This window comes from Pseudomonas sp. SbOxS1 (assembly GCF_013416725.1).
In the GTDB taxonomy this organism is placed as follows: Bacteria; Pseudomonadota; Gammaproteobacteria; order Pseudomonadales; family Pseudomonadaceae; genus Aquipseudomonas.
Genome location: NZ_JAAVXC010000026.1, coordinates 308,561 through 329,729 on the forward strand (window position 1 = coordinate 308,561; position 21,169 = coordinate 329,729).

The following is a 21,169-nucleotide window of genomic DNA, read 5'->3' on the forward strand; positions in this document are numbered from 1 at the left end:
TGTCTCGTTGACGAAAAGCGCCCCGCCCCGGCATTCCTGTCGGGGCGGGGCTTTTTTGCCCATATCGCCTTTAGCGCTGGTCGCAAACGCTGGGGCGAGTGTGGTTATTTTGGAGATACAACATGAACGATTTTACTCTGAATGCTGAAGTGCGTTCCGACCTGGGGAAAGGTGCGAGCCGCCGCCTGCGTCGTCTCGCAAGCCTGGTTCCAGCTGTAGTTTACGGTGGCGAAAAAGCCCCTGAATCCATCAGCATGCTGGCTAAAGAAGTTGCCAAACTGCTCGAAAACGAAGCGGCTTACAGCCACATCATCGAGCTGAACGTTGGTGGCACCAAGCAAAACGTCGTGATCAAAGCCCTGCAACGTCACCCGGCCAAAGGCCACGTGATGCACGCTGACTTCGTACGCGTTGTAGCTGGCCAGAAACTGACCGCTATCGTTCCAGTGCACTTCATCAACGAAGAAGCACCGACCAAGAAAGGCGGCGAAATCTCCCACGTTGTTGGCGAGATCGAAGTTTCCTGCCTGCCGAAAGACCTGCCTGAATTCATCGAAGTCGACCTGGCTAACGCCGAAATCGGTTCGATCATTCACCTGTCCGACATCACCGCCCCTAAAGGCGTTGAGTTCGTTGCTCTGGCACACGGCGATGACAAGGCTGTTGCCAACGTCCACGCTCCACGTGTTGCTCCAGAAGCTGCAGAAGGCGCTGCAGAGTAATTTTACTCTGCACGCCGGAGTGACCGGAAACATCGCGGACTAGAGCGTAGCGAGAAAGCGGGCGAGAACGCGGAGTTTACATCATGGTAAATGAGCAATTTTCGTCCACTTTCGCCGCACTCCCTGATTGCGGCGATGTTATCCACCACTCCATTGAAGGGCCCCTATCGTGACTGCCATCAAACTGATCGTTGGCCTGGGAAATCCAGGCGCTGAATACGAACAGACCCGGCATAACGCAGGGGCCCTTTTTGTTGAGCGCCTCGCGAACGCACAAGGCGTGAACCTTGTGGCGGACCGCAAATATTTCGGCCTGACCGGGCGCTTTTCGCATCAGGGTCAGGATGTTCGTCTGTTGATTCCCACCACGTACATGAACCGCAGCGGCCAGGCCGTAGCGGCCCTTGCCGGTTTCTTCCGCATCAAGCCTGAAGAAATCCTCGTGGCACACGACGAACTCGATCTGCCTCCGGGCGTCGCCAAACTCAAGGTGGGCGGCGGCCATGGCGGTCACAACGGGTTGCGCGACATCATTGCGCAACTGGGCAATCAGAATACCTTTCATCGCCTGCGGCTTGGCATTGGCCACCCGGGCGTTGCCAGTATGGTTTCAAACTTCGTCCTGGGTCGTGCGCCACGCGCCGAACAGGAAAAACTCGATGCCAGCATCGACTTTGCCCTCGGCGTGCTGCCGGATATCCTCGCCGGTGAATGGAACCGCGCGATGAAAAACCTGCACAGCCAGAAGGCCTGACTTTTACCCGAGGGGAAACACCATGGGATTCAATTGCGGCATCGTCGGCCTGCCTAACGTCGGCAAGTCCACCCTGTTCAACGCCCTGACCAAATCCGGGATCGCGGCTGAGAACTTCCCCTTCTGCACCATCGAACCGAACAGCGGTATCGTGCCGATGCCGGATCCGCGCCTGGACGCCCTGGCGGCCATCGTCAATCCAAAGCGCATCCTGCCGACCACCATGGAATTCGTCGACATCGCGGGCCTGGTTGCCGGCGCGTCGAAAGGTGAAGGCCTGGGCAACAAGTTCCTGGCCAACATCCGTGAAACCGATGCCATCGCCCACGTGGTCCGCTGCTTCGAAGACGAGAACGTGATTCACGTCTCCAACAGCGTCGACCCAAAACGCGACATCGAGATCATCGACCTGGAACTGATCTTCGCCGACCTCGACAGCTGCGAGAAGCAATTGCAGAAAGTCGCGCGCAACGCCAAGGGCGGTGACAAGGACGCAGTGGTCCAGAAAGGCCTGCTGGAGCAATTGATCTCGCACTTCACCGAAGGCAAGCCGGCGCGCAGCCTGATGAAGAACATGGGCACCGACGAAAAAGCGGTGATCAAGGGCTTCCACCTGCTGACCACCAAACCGGTCATGTACATCGCCAACGTCGCTGAAGACGGCTTCGAAAACAACCCGCACCTGGACGTGGTCAAGGCCATCGCCGAAGAAGAAGGCGCCGTGGTCGTTCCGGTGTGCAACAAGATCGAAGCGGAAATCGCCGAGCTCGATGACGGCGAAGAGAAAGACATGTTCCTCGAAGCCCTGGGCCTCGAAGAGCCTGGCCTGAACCGCGTGATCCGCGCCGGCTACGAAATGCTGCACCTGCAGACCTACTTCACCGCCGGCGTCGAAGAAGTCCGCGCCTGGACCGTACGCGTCGGTGCCACCGCACCACAAGCCGCTGGCGTGATCCACACCGACTTCGAAAAAGGCTTCATCCGCGCCGAAGTGATCGCCTACAACGACTTCATCCAGTACAAGGGTGAAGCCGGTACCAAGGAAGCCGGTAAATGGCGCCTGGAAGGCAAGGATTACATCGTAAAAGACGGCGACGTGATGCACTTCCGCTTCAACGTCTGACGTTCGCAGCCAGCCACAAAAAAAGCACCCTAGGGTGCTTTTTTTGTGGCCGCTACCAACGGGATTAACCCGCCACCTTCGCGCGCGCCGCGTGCAACTTCTTGTAGCTGTCGATCAGGCGCAGGTGCCTGTCGAGGCCCTCCAGCTTCATGCTGGTAGGCGTCAAGCCGAAGAAGCGTACGCTACCGTCCACGGAGCCGATCGCGGCGTCCATGCGCTCGTTGCCAAACATCCGGCGGAAGTTGGCCTCGTAATCGGCCAGCTCCAGGTCCTCGTCCAGCTGCATTTCCAGCACCACGTTCACGGCCTGGTAGAACAAGCCGCGCTCGACCGTGTTGTCGTTGTATTGGAGGAACATTTCCACCAGTTCCTTGGCCTCTTCAAACTTCTGCAAGACGAGATAGATCAGCAGCTTCAACTCCAGGATCGTCAACTGACCCCAGGCGGTGTTGTCGTCGAATTCGATGCCGATCAAGGTGGTGATGTCGGTGTAGTCATCCAGCTCGCTGTCTTCCAGACGCTTGACCAGTGCCTTCAAGCCGGCCTTGTCGAGGCTGTGCAGATTCAGGATGTCCTCGCGGAAAAACAGCGCCTTGTTGGTGTTATCCCAGATCAGGTCGTCCACCGGATAGATTTCCGAGTAGTCCGGCACCAGGATGCGACAGGCCGTGGCACCGATGTGCTCGTACACCGCCATGTACACTTCTTTGCCCATGCCTTCGAGAATGCCGAACAAGGTCGCGGCTTCCTCGGCGTTGGAGTCTTCGCCCTGGCCCGAGAAGTCCCACTCGACGAACTCATAATCCGACTGGGCACTGAAGAAGCGCCACGACACCACGCCACTGGAGTCGATAAAGTGCTCGACGAAGTTGTTGGGCTCGGTCACCGCATGACCTTCAAAGGTCGGCAGGGGCAAGTCATTGAGGCCTTCGAAGCTTCGGCCCTGCAGCAATTCCGTCAGGCTGCGTTCCAGCGCCACTTCCAGGCTCGGGTGCGCGCCGAACGAGGCGAACACGCCACCGGTACGCGGGTTCATCAAGGTGACGCACATCACCGGGAATTCACCCCCCAGGGACGCATCCTTCACCAACACCGGGAACCCCTGCTCTTCCAGCGCCTGGATACCGGCCAGTATCCCTGGGTACTTCGCCAGCACATCGGCCGGCACATCCGGCAGGGCAAATTCACCTTCGATGATTTCGCGTTTTACCGCGCGCTCGAAGATTTCCGACAGGCACTGCACCTGCGCTTCGGCCAGGGTATTGCCGGCACTCATGCCATTGCTGAGGTACAGGTTTTCGATCAGGTTGGACGGGAAATACACGACCTCGCCGTCCGACTGGCGCACATACGGCAACGAACAGATACCGCGCTCTTCGTTACCCGAGTTGGTGTCGAACAGGTGCGAGCCGCGCAACTCGCCATCGCGGTTGTAAACCCGCAGGCAGTACGCGTCGAGAATCTCCGGCGGCAGCTCATCTTTAGGGCCCGGCTGGAACCAGCGTTCGTTCGGGTAGTGCACAAACGCCGCGTTGGCGATGTCTTCTCCCCAGAACTGATCGTTGTAGAAGAAGTTGCAGTTCAGTCGCTCGATGAACTCGCCCAACGCCGACGCCAGCGCGCCTTCCTTGGTCGCGCCCTTGCCGTTGGTAAAACACATCGGCGAGTGCGCATCGCGGATGTGCAGCGACCATACATTGGGCACGATATTGCGCCACGAAGCGATTTCTATCTTCATGCCCAGGCCGGCCAGGATGCCCGACATGTTGGCGATGGTCTGTTCCAGCGGCAGGTCCTTGCCCACGATGTAGGTGCCCGCCTCCGAACCTGCATTGGCAGCCGGCATCAGCAGCGCCTGGGCATCGGCATCCAGGTTCTCCACCTCTTCAATCACGAACTCAGGCCCGGCCTGCACCACCTTTTTCACGGTGCAGCGGTCGATGGAGCGCAAGATGCCCTGGCGGTCCTTGTCGGAGATATCGGCCGGCAACTCGACCTGGATCTTGAAAATCTGGTTGTAGCGGTTTTCCGGGTCGACAATGTTGTTCTGCGACAGGCGGATGTTTTCGGTGGGGATATTGCGAGTGCTGCAGTACAACTTCACAAAGTAAGCCGCACACAACGCCGACGAAGCCAGGAAGTAGTCGAACGGACCCGGTGCCGAACCATCGCCCTTGTAGCGGATAGGTTGGTCGGCCACCACGGTGAAGTCATCGAACTTGGCTTCAAGTCGGAGGTTGTCGAGAAAATTGACCTTGATTTCCATGCGGGATACCAGAATAGCGAGCAAACGAATGGCCGCCATTATCCGGCTTTTCAGCCGGAAGTCTTGTCCAAGCTCGCGCGTCCGGCCAGCGGTGCGTTAATCAGGCCTTTTTGGTCCGTGGCAGGAAAATCGCCAATATGCCCAGCAACGGCAGGAACGAACACAGGAAGTACACGTATTCGATGCCGTGGATGTCCGCCAGGTGACCCAGCAGCGCCGCGCCAATCCCGCCGAAACCGAACATCAGGCCGAAGAACACCCCGGCAATCATCCCGACATTGCCGGGCACCAGTTCCTGGGCATACACCACGATGGCCGAGAAGGCCGAGGCGAGGATGAAGCCAATGACCACGCTGAGGACAGTGGTCCAGAACAGGTCCACATGCGGCAGTAGCAATGTGAACGGTGCAACCCCAAGGATCGAGAACCAGATCACGGCCTTGCGCCCGATCCTGTCGCCGATGGGTCCGCCGAAGAATGTCCCCGCGGCCACCGCGCCGAGAAACAGGAACAGGTGCAGTTGCGAACTGGCCACCGACAGGTCGAACTTCTCGATCAGGTAGAACGTGAAGTAACTGGTGAGGCTGGACATGTAGAAGTACTTGGAGAACACCAGCAGCCCGAGCACCACCAGCGCGCTGGTCACCCGGCCCTTGGACAGGCCGTGGGTGGCCGCCTGGCCCTGCTTGAGCTTGAACAGGTTCAAGTGGTTGGCGTACCAGCGACTGATCCGGTAGAGCACGAACAGGGCAAACACCGCGAACAGGCCGAACCAGGCCACATGCCCTTGCCCGTAAGGGATGATGATCGCCGCCGCCAGCAACGGACCGAACGCCGAGCCCGCGTTGCCGCCGACCTGGAAGGTCGATTGCGCCAGGCCAAAGCGCCCACCCGAGGCCAGTCGCGCCACGCGAGAAGCCTCAGGGTGAAAGGTCGAGGAGCCAATGCCGATCAAGCCCGCCGCGAGCAGAATCAGCGGGAAGCTGCCGACCACCGACATCATCACGATGCCAATCAGGGTGCAGACCGTACCCGCCGGCAACAGCCAGGGCTTGGGGTGGCGGTCTGTGTGGTAGCCGACCCAGGGTTGCAGCAGCGAAGCGGTCAGCTGGAACGTCAGGGTGATCAGGCCGACCTGGGTGAACGTCAGGCCATAGTTGACCTTGAGCATCGGGTAGATGGACGGCAGCACCGATTGAATCAAGTCATTGATCAAGTGCGCCAGCGCCACCGCGCCGATGATGCGCATGACCAGGGGACTGCTTTGTGACGTCGCGGGTGCCACCGCAGTGGCGGACTGAACGTTGCTGATAGCCATGAAATTTCCGAAAAACAGAGGGGTGCACACGGGCAGATGCGCCAATGTGCCATTTTTCGCTGCAACAGCGCCATCCCCTTAGCCAGCTAACGACCTCGCCATTCGGCAAATTTCCGTGCGATGGATACCCTCCCCCGGGCCGTTTTTTCGGCTCCGGAGGATAAGCGGTTGAAAGTGTAGAGAAATATTTTAAATTTACGCTTGACGCATCTCCATTCCCGGTGAATAATGCGCGCCATCTTGGCTACATAGCTCAGTTGGTTAGAGCATAGCATTCATAATGCTGGGGTCCGGGGTTCAAGTCCCTGTGTAGCCACCAAGTGCTAAAAACGGCTTACCGAAAGGTAGGCCGTTTTTTTATGCCTCGCGAAAAGTGCCGCTCCATCACTACTGTAGGAGCGAGCCTGCTCGCGATGGACTAAAGGGCACCGCGTCTAGTCAGTCAGCGCACGCCATCGTTGACGACCATCGCGAGCAGGCTCGCTCCTACAAGATCAGCAACGAACCGTCGGTAGTGCCGACAATCCCCGCTCCCAGATCTGCCACGTGCGCAACCAGACCATGGCCTGCCAATCGCTATCCGCCGGATAGAACTGCTCAAGCAGGTTCAACTTGATCTCTCGCCCTACGCCATCACTCGGATTGCCGTGCAGATGCAGCCAGTGGTCATCGCGCAGATGCCGATGAACGTCCGGCCCCGGATACGTCCCGCATTCGATGACGAATGGCATCAACCGCACCTGCGGCAGCGCATTGAGCAGCGCCTGCGAGGTGTAGCCGGTCGCAGTGGCTGCAACACCGGTTTCGCTCAGCGTGTCGGCACCGGTGTGCAACGTGTAGAGCCACGGGCCGTAGATCTTCTGGGCATCGGCCAGCGCCGGATAAGCTCCCTCGGTGATCGTCAACAACATCGGATGCCCATACTCCCCGGCACCAGTGTGCAAGTCGAAACACAGGGCGACGTCAGCATGGGCCATGTGCTGTTGCATGATCTGCTGCAACGTACGGTTCGACCAGCTGGGGGCCACCCCGCCGTAGAACAATCCATCCGGATGCGCATGCTGGCCACCCTCGACAACCGACATGACCGCAGGCCATCCCTGCAGGCGGATCTGCTCTTCAAGCAAGGCATCGGCCCGCTCACGCTCGGGCCCTCGCAGTTGCGTGCAGGCATAAATGTCGTGCAGCGCTTCATAGGCCTGGTTGTCCGGCAGCGCACGTTCGAAGTCCAGGTGATTACGGTTCAGGTCGATGTTGTCTTCGTTGACCCGACGCAGCCACGCCATGCCCCAGGGGTTGATCGCATGAATCATCACCACGGCGACATCCGCCGGCAACGAGCGCTTGCCGAGCTCCTGCAGCCACTTGATCTGGCAACCCGAGCCATAGAAGCCCTCGACCCCGTGAGTGCCGCTCAGCGCGATCAGCAGGCGTTTGGCGCCAGGATCGCCGAGCACCGCCACATCGGTGCCCAGGGCCTCGCCTGACGGCCCTGTGAGTGGATGGGGGTACTCGCTCAGCGTCGCACCGGCCGCGGTTGCCGCCGCCAGGAATTGTTCGCGCTGGGAACGGTAGCTCGGCTGGGTTGGAAACTCGCTTTGCATGTCTGCCTCTTGTGGGTCTTCTGGCCTGATCGCTGGCAATGACCCTACCGAAAATCCGCCCATTGATGAAGCACAACCGCATCCTCACCCCAGGACCTGGTTTGCGTCACTGCGAGGTCGCCGATACAGTCCCCGGTACCTTTATCCAACGGACGGAGTGCCCCCGTGTTCCCAGCCTCCCCTTCGCGCCGCGCGCGCCTGCCAGCCCTCGCGCTGATCATCACCGCGCTGACCCTTGGCGCCTGCCACAACGCGTCAGCCCCGATGCTGCCCACAGCACCGGAAAGCGCCTCCGGTTACCGCACCGACCTGCAGACCCGACACGCTTCACGCCACATGGCGGCAGCCGCCAACCCACTGGCGGCCGAAGCCGGACGGGAGATGCTGCGTCGCGGTGGCTCGGCCATCGATGCCGCCATTGCCATGCAGGCGGTGCTGACGCTGGTCGAGCCGCAGTCCTCGGGCATCGGTGGCGGTGCGTTGATCGTGCTCTGGGATGGCCAGGCCGTGCGCACGTACGACGGGCGCGAAACCGCCCCGGCCGGTGCCACCGAGAAGCTGTTCCTGCAGGCTGATGGTCAACCAATGCCCTTCCCCCAAGCCCAGATCGGCGGGCGCTCGGTGGGCACGCCGGGGGTGTTGCGAGCCCTTGAACTGGCCCATCGCAAACACGGTCGCCTGCCATGGGCACAACTGTTCGAACCCGCCATCAAACTGGCAGAGCAAGGCTTTGTCATCTCACCCCGCTTGCATCGACTGATCGCCGCGGACTCGTCCATAAGGCGCTCTGCAGAGATGACCGCCTACTTCCTGAATGCTGATGGCAGCCCGAAAGCCAGCGGCACCCTGTTGAAAAACCCGCCCTTGGCCGCCGCGCTGCAACGCATCGCCAAGGAAGGGCCGGATGCCTTGTACAAAGGGCCCATCGCGCAAGAGATCGTGGCCAAGGTCCAGGGTCACGCCAACCCGGGCAGCCTGTCGTTGAGCGACCTGGCCAACTACCGCGCCAAGGAACGCGCGCCCTTGTGCACCGACTACAAGCGCTGGCAGGTCTGTGGCATGCCGCCTCCCTCGTCGGGCGGGATCGCCATGGCGCAGATCCTCGGCACGCTGCAAGCCCTGGAGACACGCGACAAGCGCTGGGCCCTGGCACCGATGCAACCGCTGAAAACCAGCACGCCCGCCGGCTTCGAACCAACCGCCGAAGCCGTGCACCTGATCAGCGAAGCCGAGCGCCTGGCCTATGCCGATCGCGCGCAGTACGTGGCCGACTCGGACTTCGTGCCGGTGCCCGTCAATGGCCTGGTTGACCCGGCTTACCTGGCCAGCCGGGCGGCACTGATCGGCGAGCTCAGCATGGGCACGGCCAAACCCGGCACGCCGCCGGGCATCCAGGTCGCCTACGCGCCAGACCGCTCCCCCCTGCGCATCTCCACCTCGCAAGTGGTGGCGGTCGATGACCAGGGCGGCGCGGTGTCCATGACCACCACCATCGAATCCGCTTTCGGCTCGCATGTGATGGTCCAGGGCTTCCTGCTCAACAACGAGATGACCGACTTCTCGTTCATTCCCGAGGAGAACGGCCAGAAAGTCGCCAACCGCGTCGAGCCCGGCAAGCGTCCGCGCTCGTCCATGGCCCCGACGCTGATCTTCGACCGCCAGAGCGGCGAATTCGTCGCCAGCGTCGGCTCTCCCGGCGGCTCGCAAATCATCGAATACGTGGCCAAAACCACTGTCGGCCTGCTCGACTGGAACCTCGATGCACAAACAGCCATCAACCTGCCCAACTTCGGCAGCCGAAATGGCCCGACCGAACTGGAGAACGGCCAGTTCAGCCCCGCGCTGATCCAGGCACTCAAGGACAAGGGCCACAGCGTCAACGAAATCGACATGACCAGCGGCACCCAGGCGATTGTCCGGGTCAAGGATGCACAGGGGAAGGCGTCGCTGGCCGGTGGGGCCGATCCCAGGCGTGAAGGGGAAGCATTGGGGGATTGAGTCGTACAAAGGCGTGGGAAAGGGCCTACTGGAAGGTAGGCTCTTAGTTATTGGTGGCAGCTCCTGATCGCCTTAAAAAGCGGCCCCTTCCTACCCGCAAAAGTTGGTTACTTCAGTAGACTTTACTACGGGCGAACTCAAAACAGCCCATGACATACAGGTCACTCAAACCGTACGACGCAATCGACGCTGACACCGTCGAGATGGAGTAACTCATGAAAATTCGCCCCATTCGCACCGACGAGGATTACCGTGAAGCCCTCAAGAAGGTGTCAGCGCTGTTCGACAACGAGCCAGAGCCCGGCACCCCTGAAGGCGACTACTTCGAGATAATGATCACGCTTATCGAAGCTTATGAATCAAAACAGTTTCCAGTAGACCTGCCCAACCCGATCGACGCGATAAAATTTCGAATGGAGCAATCCGGCCTATCGGCCTCTGATCTTGCGCCAGCCATTGGTCGAACAAATCGAGTCTACGAAGTACTCAATGGTAAGCGCGCATTAACGCTTCCTATGATTTGGAAACTTCACGAACTCTTCGGCATACCAGCCCAGAGCCTGATCAAGCCGATGAAACAGGCTTGATCAGGTGCCCGCCTACTTTAGAAATCAAACCGACACACTCGCTTAACGACTGATTTTCAGCGCACGTCGAGCTTGGTGTTTTTCCAGTGCCAGGTCGATCAGCCGCGTGACCAGTTCACTGTAGGTCATGCCCGCTGCCTGCCACAGCTTCGGGTACATGCTGATGCGGGTGAAACCCGGTAGCGAATTGATTTCGTTGATCACCACTTCGCCGCTGTCAGTCAGAAACACGTCGACCCGCGCCAACCCTGAACAACCCAGTACCTGAAACGCCTCTACGGCCATGGCACGAATGCGTTCACTGGCTTCGACGCTGATATTGGCCGGCACCACCACTTCAGCGGCTTTGTCATCGATGTACTTGCTGTCGTAGGAATAGAAGCCACTGTGCACCACGATTTCGCCACAACCGCTGGCGATGGCGTCTTCGTTGCCGAGCACCGCGCATTCGATCTCGCGCCCCTTGACCGCCGACTCGATCAGCACTTTTTCATCGAAGCTCAATGCCAGCTCGACCGCCGCCGCATATTCGGCTTCGTCGGCCACCTTGCTCACCCCGACGGAAGAGCCCTGGTTTGCCGGTTTGACGAACAGCGGCAGGCCGAGCTTGCCGCAGACCTCGGCGAAGCCTGTGCGCGCGGCGCTGGCGCGGGTCAGGGTGACGAACGGCGTGACGGCCAGGCCGGCGTCACGTAACAGGCGCTTGCTGATGTCCTTGTCCATGCAGACCGCCGAACCCAGCACATCGGAGCCGACGAACGGCAAGTCGGCCATGCGCAGCAAGCCCTGCAGGCAACCGTCTTCGCCCAGGGTGCCGTGGACGATCGGGAAGATCACGTCGACGTGGCCCAGCAACTCGGGACCGGCGGTTTCCACCAATTGCTGGCGGGCCTTGCCCGGAACCACGGCCAATTCGCGATTGGATTGATTGAGCGCGATCAAGGCCGGGTTTTCCTGGTTCAGCAGGAAGTTCGAAGGGTCGTTAAGGTGCCAGTGGCCTTGCTTGTCTATACCGATCAGCACCGGCTCGAAGCGCGAACGATCCAGTGCATCGACAATGTTTTTTGCCGACTGCAGCGACACCTCGTGCTCGGCCGAGCGGCCCCCAAAAATAACGCCAACACGCAGTTTACTCATTGCCTGACCTCATTGTGGATGGCTTGCGACCGGGTAGCCGCCACGTTACGACTGCAAGGTCTTGCCGTCCAGCGGCTCGCCGATGGTCAGGAAGTGCCCGCCCGCGACGTGGTGCAAGGTGCGCAACGCGTCCTGTCCCTCGAAGTGCCAGCGGCCATCACTGAACACGCGCTCGTCGGCCTGGGCGGCAATCACTTCAGCCAGGAACAGATCGTATTGCTGGTGATTATCGGGCTCCGGCAACAGTCGACATTCCAGCCAGGCGACACAGCCCTCGAGCATCGGTGCATCAATCAACTCAGCGTCGAAGGTCGGCAAGCCATAGACCTGGAATTTGTCGCGTCCCTGGTCCCTGGTCAATTCCAGGCCGGAAGTCGAGCCTACGGTCTGCACGATATCGGCCTGGGCTGCACAGGGGACGTTCAGCACAAAGGTCGCCGAGGCCTCCAGCAGCTTTCGGGTCCAGGTGGACTTGTCCAGAACCACTGCAATTTTTGGCGGTTCGAAATCCAGCGGCATCGCCCAGGCTGCCGCCATGATATTGCGCTGTCCGCCATGGGCCGCGCTGACCAGCACGGTCGGTCCGTGGTTGAGCAGGCGATAAGCCTTGGACAACGGGACCGGACGGCGATGGGAGACGCTCATGGATATCTGCTCCTTGGGGAAAAGAGCCGATTGTAGCCGGATAAAAAACCTGAATTGAAAAGATCACCCAAGGCGATCTTTCCATTGAGCGAGTTCAGAGCGCGCAGGTCAGCTCGCCAACTGATTGGCAAACTGCCCCACCGCATTCACCACTTTCTGCGCACCGTCCTGGATCTCGACGATCACCGAGCCCGCTTCCGCCGCCAGCGCCAGCCCCTGTTCCGCCTGGAGCTTGCCGTCAGCCATCAGGGCCACGGCGTTACGCGCCATGTCCTGGTTTTGCCGCACCACGAGGACGATCTCGTCGGTGGCCTGGCTGGTGCGCGAAGCCAGTTGCCTGACCTCATCCGCCACCACGGCAAAACCTCGCCCCTGCTCACCGGCACGGGCCGCTTCGATGGCCGCGTTGAGCGCCAGCAGGTTGGTTTGTTCGGCAATCCCGCTGATGGTCTTGACGATGGTGCCGATCACCAGCGATTGCTCGTTCAAGGCTTCGATGCCATCGCCAGCGGTTTGCATGTGCTTGGCCAGGTCACGCATCACATCCACCGCCTGCGTCACCACGGCGTTGCCGCGCTGGGCGCTTTGATCGGTTTGCTGCGAGGTGCCGTAGGCAATGTTGGCCGCTTCGGCCACAGCCTGCTCCTGGTTGACCTGATCGGTGATCACCGTGGCGAATTTCACCACTTTGTAGAGCTTGTTGTTGGCATCGGTTACCGGGTTGTAGGAAGCCTCCAGCCAGACCGTACGACCGTGGCTGTCTACGCGCTTGAAACGGCCGGCCACGAACTCACCGGCGTTCAGGCGCCGCCAGAAGGCCTGGTATTCGGCGCTGTTACTGTCCTCGGGAAAGCAAAAAGCGCGGTGATGTTTGCCCTTGATCTGCGCCAGGCTGTAGCCCATGCCACTGAGAAAGCGGTCGTTGGCGGTCAGTACATTGCCGTTGAGATCGAACTCGATCACCGCCGTCGAGCGCACCAGTGCACCGATCAGGTTTTCATGCTCGCGGGAGGCCTCGATGGTGCGGGTCAGGTCGCTGGAAAAAATCGAAAAATGCTTGATCCGGCCGTCTGCCGAGCGCACGGGCTGCACGATCGAACGCAGCCAGGCTTCCTGGCCAGTGCCGCGCAACAGGCGCACCGCACCGGCAAAGTGCTCGCCACGGCTCAGCGCAGTCTTGAAACGTAGCTGGAACGGGTCGTTTTTCACATGGTCCGGAACGATCTCTTCGATGTGCCGGCCGAGCAACTCGTTGCTCTTGTAGTGCATCTCACTGAGGAAGTTCTGGTTGACCGACTGCACCCGCCCATCAATATCGAGGGTCAGCACGAGCATCTCGCTTTCCAGGCTTTCCTTGACTTGCTGCAGGCTGGAGAGTTCTTCGCGAAGAGCCGACAGCTCCTGCTTCAAGCGTTTATTGAACATGGGGGACGCACCGATGGGCTGGGATGGAAAGCGACTTTCAGCCTAGCCATCGGCCTTGCGGGGGTTTTCTGAAGAGCGCTTGAGGATTGCCCTACAAATATAATGAAACCGCGCCAATCGCCCCCCGCCTGTCACGCCGTACCGGCGGCCGGGCAACTGGTGACTCTTGGCATCCGCGTGCCGAAATACGCCGCACTGCCCACGCCCACCGCGCCCATCACCGCGCTGAAGATCACGCAGATCCAGGGGCTCCACGGCATCAGACCGATCAACAGCAAAGGTGTGATGCTCGCCCAGGCGGCGTAGGCAATGTTGTAGGTGAAGGAAATGCCCGAGACGCGAATCCGTGCCGGGAACAGGCCGACCATCACCGACGGCACCGCACCCACTACTCCGCAACTCAGTCCAGCTACCGCGTAAGCCAGGCCGATCCAGTTGCCGCCGCTGATCAGGCAGGTGTAGAGCACGCCGATGCCCAAGGGCAGCAGCAGGCTATAGAGCATCACGGTGCGCCAGGCGCCGATGCGGTCCACCAGCAAACCGGCGAGCACGCAGCCGATGTTCAGGAAAACGATGCCCAGTGCGCTCAGGGCGAAGGTGTGGCTGGCGGTCATGCCGAAGGTTTTCTGCATCATGGTCGGGGTGATGACCACGAACACCACCACCGCCGACGTCAGCACGCAGGTGAGGATCATCGCTGGCAGCAGGGCCAGGCGATGTTCGCGCAGGACCGCCCGCAACGGCAACTCGACGGCCGACTCGCGCCGGGCCTGCATGGCCATGAACACCGGGGTTTCGCTGAGCCAGCGCCGCAGCCAGACGCCAATCACGCCGAACACGCCACCCAGCAGGAACGGGTAACGCCAGGCGTAATCAAGGATTTCAGCCGGGGTAAAGGCCTGCGCCAGGAACGTTGCCGTCAGGGCGCCGAGCAAGTAACCGAAGGTCAGCCCCGCCTGCAGGAAGCCCAAGGCGTAGCCGCGATGGCCGGCCGGCGCGTGCTCGGCCACGAATACCCAGGCGCTCGGCACCTCGCCACCCACCGCCGCGCCCTGGAGGACGCGCAAGGCCAACAGCAACAGTGGCGCGAAATAGCCGATCTGCGCGTAGGTCGGCATGATCCCGATCAGCAGGCACGGCAGCGCCATCATCAGGATGCTCAGGCTGAACACTTTCTTGCGGCCCAGGCTGTCGGCGAAATGCGCCATCAGGATCCCGCCCAGGGGCCGCGCCAGGTACCCGGTGACAAAAATGCCGAAGCTTTGCAGCAGCCGCAGCCACTCAGGCATTTCCGGCGGGAAGAACAGCTGGCTCAAGGTCAGGGCGAAAAATACGAAGATGATGAAGTCGTAGATTTCCAGCGCGCCGCCGAGGGCCGCGAGCCCCAGGGTCTTGTAGTCCGCACGGCTGAACGGTTGCGGACGTGGATCGGTATTGGCAGTCATGAAAAGAACTCTGGCACAGGCAAAAACCAAGGCGCCCATGGTCTACGCAAACGCGCCGGCGGACAACCCGTTAGACCAAAGTCCCATAGCCGCAAAACAGCGCCGCAAAACGCACTCGCTTGAATTAAGGTTGGCGTCTGTCCAGAGGGGCCTGTGCTGCCCCGAAGACCACAACAAACATAAAAATTCGAGGTAGTCCCGTGGCCGCTGATATCGAAGATACCCGCTCCGCCCGCTTTGCCCTGCGCTGTTCAAGTTTTGCCGAACGCTGGTTCCCCGACTCCTGGGTATTCGCCGCCCTGGCGGTGATCATCGTCGCCGTGGCCACCATGGCCATGGGCGCCAAGCCGACTGACGCGGCCATGGCCTTTGGCGACGGTTTCTGGAGCCTGATCCCGTTCACCATGCAAATGGCGTTCGTGGTGATCGGCGGGTATGTGGTCGCCAGTTCGCCACCGGCGGTTAAGCTGATCGACCGCCTGGCCAAGCTGCCGAAAAACGGACGCTCCGCGGTAGCCTGGGTGGCGCTGATCTCCATGGTCGCGTCGCTGCTCAATTGGGGTTTGTCCCTGGTGTTCGGCGGTCTGCTGGTGCGCGCGCTGGCCCGCCGCACGGACCTGAAGATGGACTACCGCGCCGCGGGTGCGGCCGCGTATCTGGGGTTGGGCGCGGTGTGGGCCCTGGGCCTGTCTTCGTCTGCTGCGCAGTTGCAGGCCAACCCGGCCAGCCTGCCGCCGTCGATCCTGTCGATTACCGGGGTGATTCCTTTCACCCAGACGATCTTTCTCTGGCAGTCGGGCGTCATGTTGCTGGCCTTGATCGTCATCTCGCTGATCATCGCCTACGCCACCGCCCCCGGCCCGAACACGGCGCGAGACGCCCAGGCCTGTGGCGTCGACCCGAGTTTCAACCTGCCGCCGCTGCAGCCGCGCACCCGTCCCGGCGAATGGCTGGAACACAGCCCTCTGCTGACCATCCTCTTGGTGCTGCTGGCCGCTGGGTGGCTGTTCCATGAGTTTTCCACCAAGCCGGCGATCAGTGCGATTTCCGGCCTGAACACCTACAACTTCCTGTTCATCATGCTCGGTGCCCTCCTGCACTGGCGCCCGCGCAGCTTCCTCGACGCGGTGGCCCGTGCGGTGCCGACCACCACCGGCGTGCTGATCCAGTTCCCACTGTACGGTTCGATCGCCGCGCTGATGACCACGGTCAAGGGCGCCGATGCGCAGACCCTGGCCCACCACATCTCGACCTTCTTTGTCAGCATTGCCTCCCACGACACCTATGCCCTGCTGATGGGCGTGTACTCGGCGATCCTCGGCTTCTTCATTCCGTCCGGCGGCGGCAAGTGGATCATCGAAGCGCCGTACGTGATGCAAGTGGCGAACGACCTGAACTACCACCTGGGCTGGGCGGTGCAGATCTACAACGCCGCCGAAGCCCTGCCCAACCTGATCAACCCGTTCTACATGCTGCCGTTGCTGGGTGTGTTGGGCTTGAAGGCACGGGACCTGATCGGCTTCTCGTTCGTGCAGTTGCTGGTGCACACACCGCTGGTGCTCCTGTTGCTGTGGGCGCTGGGGACGACGCTGGCGTATACGCCGCCGGTGATGCCATAAAACGATTGTAGAGAGTAAAGGGGCGCGCTTTTCTTCCTGGTCCCCCATCAGCGAGTGGGACCAGGGAGAAGCGAAGTCGAACCAAACCGACAGACTGAAAGATCCCTTCTTACAAAACGCGCAGCGTTGTCCCACTCAATACGAAGGCAAGTGCTGACTCTTGCAGCCAGCCTCCTTGAATTAACCTGTCCCGGAGTATCAATCACCAAAAACCCAAGGAAGATCCGATGACACCGATATCCAAGACACTGGAAGAGTTGATCAATGAAATTTACCAGGACGGTAACGTCTCGGTGTTTGAGTACAGGGCCCTGCGAGACGATGCCGATCGCCGCATGGACGCCGTTGTCGACGAATTTGGCCAGCACAACAACGTGACGGCCTTTCAGAAAGCGATGGATGTCGCCATGCAGTTATTGCAGAGCGCCGTCCTCGATGCCAAAAAAGCCAGGCTGAGCGATACCGGTGAGGCTATCGTCAAGGATGCGGTTACCGCACAGGTTGAATACTTGCGCGCCGGCAGCCAATTGGCGCTGCGTCTCCTGTGATCGACTGACCTCACGCCACCGGCAAACGTTGATCGCGGGCTGGGTCGCACACTTCGAAAAAAAAGTGCTTGAGGCCTACTTTTCTGCATCATTGTGTTGATCCAGTATGACGTGCATCTTGGTATCGCGACCACGCTGAAAAGGATCTGAGCATGTTAAGACTCGCAGGCCTCACCTTCGCGGCCCTCACCCTCGGTGCCCTCAGCCTGAGCACCGCTGCCCACGCCGATATCGCGCTGAAGCTGGGCAGCACCGAACGGGTCAGTCGTTTGTTCGCCTACCCCAATAACTGCAACGTGATCTGCTTTCGCAACTGGACGCTGGAGCAGACCGTGGAGCACTACCTGACGCAAAGCGTGCAGCGCGATGGCTACAGCGACGCCAAGGTTCTGGTCAAGACCGATAACGGTCAACTCCATGCCGAAATCACGGGTGTGCCCAGGCGCTATGAAAAGCCCCTGGCAGCACTGCTTGACGCCGGCGACCTGGCCTACAGCGGCGCCAGCAAACTGAATGCCGACGGCAAGTGGGCCTATAGCTGGCATTTTTTCCTGCCACTGGGCATGGCCCTGGATAACCGCAGAAGCGTTGAGCTGCTGCACTTCCCGCCTGATTATTCGCTGACCCAGGCCCAGGATTACCTGAAGTCGGCCACCTCTGATCGCTGGGCCACGCTGCTGACCGCCAATGACGTCCCGGCCGAGCAGCTACCGGGCTACCAGACCATCATCGATATCGCGCCGATTGCCGCACCGTCGAACGCCGGCAAAGACCTGGAAGGCGTCTACGACTACTTCAAGGACTACCAGACCAGCATGGTCAAGCAGGTCACCGTGCATTCCAGCGGCGCGGCCTTGCCAACGGTTGCCTTCGGTGTGCCGGTGCGCAACTGGGTCAAGCAACAATACGGACCCACCGTGAATGTGTTGAGCCTGGTGACAATCAGTCCGGTCGATGGGGTAAAGGTACCGGTGTTGGGCGCCAACCATCCCAGCTACATCTGGTACGCCGCCGATCCGGCCAGCTACACCGGTAAAGATGCCCAGGCCCAGGCCGATACCGCGGGCCTGAAAGTCATGGGCCAGGATTTGAGTGCCGCGTGCTGGCAGGCCGCGATGGGCCGTGAAACGGACACCAATCCCGATATCGAGCTGAAAAGCTGCACCCAGACCTGGCAAGTGGCCCAGGCCGATAAAACCTGTGCAATGTTCTACACCTCGATCCGCAAGCTAACCCCCGGGCAGGCCGCGGGCAAATGTGCGACGGCATCGATCAAGGCCCAGCTCAAATTGCTCAAGGTGCCAGCGCCAGCCCCGGCGATACCCGCTCCTGGGCTATAGGCTGGATGCTCAACTGACGGAAGGCGCCGACGACCAGATGTTCTTGCAACACTGGCGTCGGCAAAGCCTCTGCTGCGAAGGCTTACAACTTCTCGACCGGTCGTAGCCGGTATTGCGGCGGCAATTGCTCGAAACCGCTGATGGTGGTGTTCAGGCTTTTCCAGCGACCGTCCTTGATGCCGTAGATGCAACCGTGGATCGACAGGTTCTGCCCGCGGTGCCAGGCATTTTGCACAATGCTGGTGTGGGCGACGTTGGCCACTTGCTGAATCACGTTGAGTTCGCAGAGGCGGTCGACCTGCTCCTCTTCGGTCGCCAGTTTGGCGAGTTCTTCGCGCTTCTCGTAGTAAAGGTCGCGAATCGAACGCAGCCAACCGTCGATCAGGCCGAACTGGCGATCCTGCATCGAGGCGCGCACGCCGCCACAACCATAGTGACCGGTCACGAGGATGTGTTTGACCTTGAGCACGTCGACCGCGTACTGGATCACCGACAGGCAGTTGAGGTCCGTGTGCAACACCACGTTGGCCACGTTGCGGTGTACGAACAGGTCGCCCGGCAGCATGCCGACGATCTCGTTGGCCGGCACCCGCGCATCGGAACAGCCGATCCACAGGTACTCCGGCGTTTGTTGACGGGCCAGCTTGGCGAAGAAGTCAGGATCTTCTTTTGTGATCGCGTCGGCCCAGCGCTCGTTGTTATCAATCAGATCTTGTAATTCGTTCATGCAATGAAGCCTCGATAATGGTGCGCTGCTTTGACAGACAACCGTCCGTCGGGGTCACGCGCTTTATGCAAATGCCCGCTGCTGCCCGTTCATGGCGCTCCTTGCCGGTGGAATTCTCTGCAACCCAGTGGGTCCATCCTATAAGGCTAACAGTATGAGGACATGCCATGACTGATTCACGACGTCCGTACGATGCGGTGCAACCGGAACCCATCGATGATAACGAAGATCGCATGGGCTCAGTGCATGAGCTGGACTTCGACACGGAAGAACCCAGCGCAAAAATCGGCGATGAACTGCCGCAAAAGGAACGCAAGCAACTGATGCCCGAAGATCGCGTGCGTGAAGCCGGCCTCACGGGCGCATCGACCGACGACCATGAAGCCACCGATGATGACATGAGCCCGGAAACGCTTATCCGTGAAGACGGTGCCCGGGATGCCCAGGAAGAGGGCGAAGGTGATCCGGCCGATTGGGATTTGAGCGTTGTCGATGAAGACGACATTGGTGGGGGCAATGGGCTGGATGAGGCGGAGCTGGCGCAGCGCGATCCGCTGGATAGAAAGCGTTGATCTTCAGTGTCTCTAATATTGCCATCGCGAGCAGGCTCGCTCCCACAGTGTAGGAGTGAGCCTGCTCGCGATGCTTCTGATGTTCAATCTACTAACGTACAGGCCATGACCACCGCATCTTCGCGTCCGCCCACCGCTGGGTAATAATCACGTCGACGCCCGATCTCGTTGAAACCATACCGCTCATACAACTTGAACGCCGCGGTATTGCTGTCACGCACTTCCAGGAAGCATTCCCGGGCATCGGCCTTGTAGGCGATCGACATCAAATGCTCGAGCAAGGTCAAACCCAGGCCTCGGCCCTGGTTTTCCGGCTTGACGGTGATGTTGAGCAGATGCGCCTCGTCAAGAATGATCTGCACCACCCCATGGCCCACCTGCTGCTGACCTTCGAACATCAGCCAGATCTGATACTTGCCCAGTCCATCGAGAAAAATCCCGCGGGTCCAGGGATGGCTGTAGGCCGCATATTCGATCTTCAGAACAGTTTCCAGGTCCGCCTCGGTCATCGGGCGGAACGATACAGCGTCACTCATTCGATTCTTTCCAGCGCGCCATCAGCCGACGCATGGCTTGCCACACGGCGGCCTTGCGCTGTGGCTCTTCCATTAACAATTCCAGGCCCGGTACCGCCCACGCCGAGCCCAGACCTTCGATCTGCAGTTCGCGGTTGAACGCCTCGGCATCCGCCTCACCGGCAAACCGCACCGCGGGCAGGCCGATCAGCCAAAGGCAGGCGCATGGCGCTTCTTCCATGCGCACCGAGAGGAAACCTTGCACAAAGTCACGGGCCGCCTCCGGGCCCTGGTCCATCGTCCCACGCACCAGCAGCGGCCAGCGTACCGGCTCGCCGACGATCTGCGGACTGTCCGGCAGACCGGCGGCGCGCAGCATGTCCTTGAGCAACAGGTAAGCGGGGTCGCGCGCCTGGAAGGATTCGCCTGTGGGTAACTCCACCAGCAGCAGGCAGCGGCCGGCTCGCAGCAATTGCAGGGCAAAGCGCGGCGGCGGCACCGGCGCGACCCTGGCGACAACCGGTGCCTCCTCGACGACAGGTGTTGCGCCAGTGCGCGTACTCGCCAGCGATGGCCGCGGCACCTCGATTTTCACCCGTTCGGCCGGTTTTACCGCAGGCGTAACGGGCGCCTTGACCACCGGCACAGGCGCCACGGGAGCCTCGACCAGCGCCTCGGGGGGCTCCAGCAGCTCGGGCCGCGACGGGGCGGCAAAGGGCAATTCGGTGCGCGGCAGCCAGTTGACCACCTGCATGGCGTTCAAATAAGCGCGACGACGGGACTCGATAAGCAAAGGTCGGCCACTTGTGGATAACTAAAGTGCG

General features: G+C 60.6%; 19 protein-coding genes and 1 tRNA gene. 10 read left to right on the plus strand and 10 right to left on the minus strand.

Annotation, left to right across the window (positions count from 1 at the left end; all coding sequences use genetic code 11):
- Positions 1–122: 122 nt before the first annotated feature.
- From HFK74_RS22380 to ychF, 3 genes are all read left to right on the plus strand, one after another.
- Entirely contained in the window at positions 123–722 is a 600-nt protein-coding gene (locus HFK74_RS22380; protein WP_180205367.1) for a 50S ribosomal protein L25/general stress protein Ctc, read from the plus strand.
- Between the two features lie 169 nt (positions 723–891).
- The gene (pth, locus tag HFK74_RS22385) at positions 892–1,476 is read left to right on the plus strand and encodes an aminoacyl-tRNA hydrolase (protein ID WP_008060172.1); all 585 of its coding nucleotides are present in this window, start codon (positions 892–894) and stop codon (positions 1,474–1,476) included.
- Positions 1,477–1,498: 22 nt separating this feature from the next.
- A complete protein-coding gene (gene ychF, locus HFK74_RS22390; protein ID WP_180205368.1) occupies positions 1,499–2,599 on the plus strand; it encodes a redox-regulated ATPase YchF in 1,101 nt (366 codons plus the stop codon).
- A gap of 64 nt (positions 2,600–2,663) precedes the next feature.
- Here the strand turns inward: ychF and HFK74_RS22395 are convergent, their stop codons facing one another.
- Both HFK74_RS22395 and HFK74_RS22400 read right to left on the minus strand, forming a co-directional pair.
- The gene (locus tag HFK74_RS22395; protein WP_180205396.1) at positions 2,664–4,865 is read right to left on the minus strand and encodes an OsmC domain/YcaO domain-containing protein; all 2,202 of its coding nucleotides are present in this window, start codon (positions 4,863–4,865) and stop codon (positions 2,664–2,666) included.
- 100 nt (positions 4,866–4,965) lie between these two features.
- A complete protein-coding gene (locus tag HFK74_RS22400) occupies positions 4,966–6,183 on the minus strand; it encodes an MFS transporter (protein ID WP_180205369.1) in 1,218 nt (405 codons plus the stop codon).
- 242 nt (positions 6,184–6,425) lie between these two features.
- Between HFK74_RS22400 and HFK74_RS22405 the strand changes: the two genes are divergently transcribed.
- A tRNA-Met gene (locus HFK74_RS22405) sits at positions 6,426–6,502 on the plus strand.
- Positions 6,503–6,677: 175 nt separating this feature from the next.
- Here HFK74_RS22405 and HFK74_RS22410 read toward each other — a convergent pair.
- Positions 6,678–7,787 carry a DUF2817 domain-containing protein gene (locus HFK74_RS22410; RefSeq protein ID WP_180205370.1) on the minus strand — a complete coding sequence of 370 codons (1,110 nt, stop codon included), beginning with the start codon at positions 7,785–7,787 and terminating at the stop codon, positions 6,678–6,680.
- Positions 7,788–7,952: 165 nt separating this feature from the next.
- Here HFK74_RS22410 and ggt point away from each other — a divergent pair, with 165 nt between their 5' ends.
- Positions 7,953–9,785, plus strand: a complete 1,833-nt coding sequence (gene ggt, locus HFK74_RS22415) for a gamma-glutamyltransferase (protein ID WP_180205371.1) — start codon at positions 7,953–7,955, stop codon at positions 9,783–9,785.
- Positions 9,786–10,000: 215 nt separating this feature from the next.
- Positions 10,001–10,372, plus strand: coding sequence for a type II toxin-antitoxin system HigA family antitoxin (locus HFK74_RS22420; RefSeq protein ID WP_180205372.1), 372 nt, complete (start codon positions 10,001–10,003; stop codon positions 10,370–10,372).
- Positions 10,373–10,414: 42 nt separating this feature from the next.
- On the opposite strand, the gene ddlA is transcribed toward HFK74_RS22420, so the two are convergent.
- From ddlA to HFK74_RS22440, 4 genes are all read right to left on the minus strand, one after another.
- Positions 10,415–11,509, minus strand: coding sequence for a D-alanine--D-alanine ligase (ddlA, locus tag HFK74_RS22425; RefSeq protein ID WP_180205373.1), 1,095 nt, complete (start codon positions 11,507–11,509; stop codon positions 10,415–10,417).
- Positions 11,510–11,554: 45 nt separating this feature from the next.
- Entirely contained in the window at positions 11,555–12,154 is a 600-nt protein-coding gene (locus tag HFK74_RS22430; RefSeq protein ID WP_180205374.1) for a flavin reductase family protein, read from the minus strand.
- Between the two features lie 108 nt (positions 12,155–12,262).
- Positions 12,263–13,579 (minus strand): PAS domain-containing methyl-accepting chemotaxis protein, encoded by a 1,317-nt coding sequence (locus tag HFK74_RS22435; protein WP_180205375.1) that lies wholly within the window; start codon positions 13,577–13,579, stop codon positions 12,263–12,265.
- A 131-nt stretch (positions 13,580–13,710) separates the two neighbouring features.
- Positions 13,711–15,024 (minus strand): MFS transporter, encoded by a 1,314-nt coding sequence (locus tag HFK74_RS22440; RefSeq protein WP_180205376.1) that lies wholly within the window; start codon positions 15,022–15,024, stop codon positions 13,711–13,713.
- A gap of 200 nt (positions 15,025–15,224) precedes the next feature.
- On the opposite strand from HFK74_RS22440, the gene HFK74_RS22445 reads away from it, so the two are divergent.
- From HFK74_RS22445 to HFK74_RS22455, 3 genes are all read left to right on the plus strand, one after another.
- Entirely contained in the window at positions 15,225–16,643 is a 1,419-nt protein-coding gene (locus tag HFK74_RS22445; RefSeq protein WP_180205377.1) for a TIGR00366 family protein, read from the plus strand.
- Positions 16,644–16,870: 227 nt separating this feature from the next.
- Complete coding sequence (locus tag HFK74_RS22450; RefSeq protein WP_180205378.1) at positions 16,871–17,191, plus strand: hypothetical protein; 321 nt, start codon at positions 16,871–16,873, stop codon at positions 17,189–17,191.
- A gap of 152 nt (positions 17,192–17,343) precedes the next feature.
- Positions 17,344–18,531: a hypothetical protein gene (locus HFK74_RS22455; protein ID WP_180205379.1), complete on the plus strand. Its 1,188-nt coding sequence runs from the start codon at positions 17,344–17,346 to the stop codon at positions 18,529–18,531.
- An 82-nt stretch (positions 18,532–18,613) separates the two neighbouring features.
- Here the strand turns inward: HFK74_RS22455 and can are convergent, their stop codons facing one another.
- Positions 18,614–19,258, minus strand: a complete 645-nt coding sequence (gene can / locus HFK74_RS22460) for a carbonate dehydratase (RefSeq protein WP_008055619.1) — start codon at positions 19,256–19,258, stop codon at positions 18,614–18,616.
- 167 nt (positions 19,259–19,425) lie between these two features.
- Here can and HFK74_RS22465 point away from each other — a divergent pair, with 167 nt between their 5' ends.
- The gene (locus HFK74_RS22465; protein WP_180205380.1) at positions 19,426–19,830 is read left to right on the plus strand and encodes a serine kinase/phosphatase; all 405 of its coding nucleotides are present in this window, start codon (positions 19,426–19,428) and stop codon (positions 19,828–19,830) included.
- An 83-nt stretch (positions 19,831–19,913) separates the two neighbouring features.
- On the opposite strand, the gene rimI is transcribed toward HFK74_RS22465, so the two are convergent.
- The gene (rimI, locus tag HFK74_RS22470; protein WP_007978046.1) at positions 19,914–20,366 is read right to left on the minus strand and encodes a ribosomal protein S18-alanine N-acetyltransferase; all 453 of its coding nucleotides are present in this window, start codon (positions 20,364–20,366) and stop codon (positions 19,914–19,916) included.
- Positions 20,359–21,099: an energy transducer TonB gene (locus HFK74_RS22475; protein WP_180205397.1), complete on the minus strand. Its 741-nt coding sequence runs from the start codon at positions 21,097–21,099 to the stop codon at positions 20,359–20,361. The genes rimI and HFK74_RS22475 overlap by 8 nt, the downstream gene beginning before the upstream one ends.
- Between the last annotated feature and the right edge of the window lie 70 nt (positions 21,100–21,169).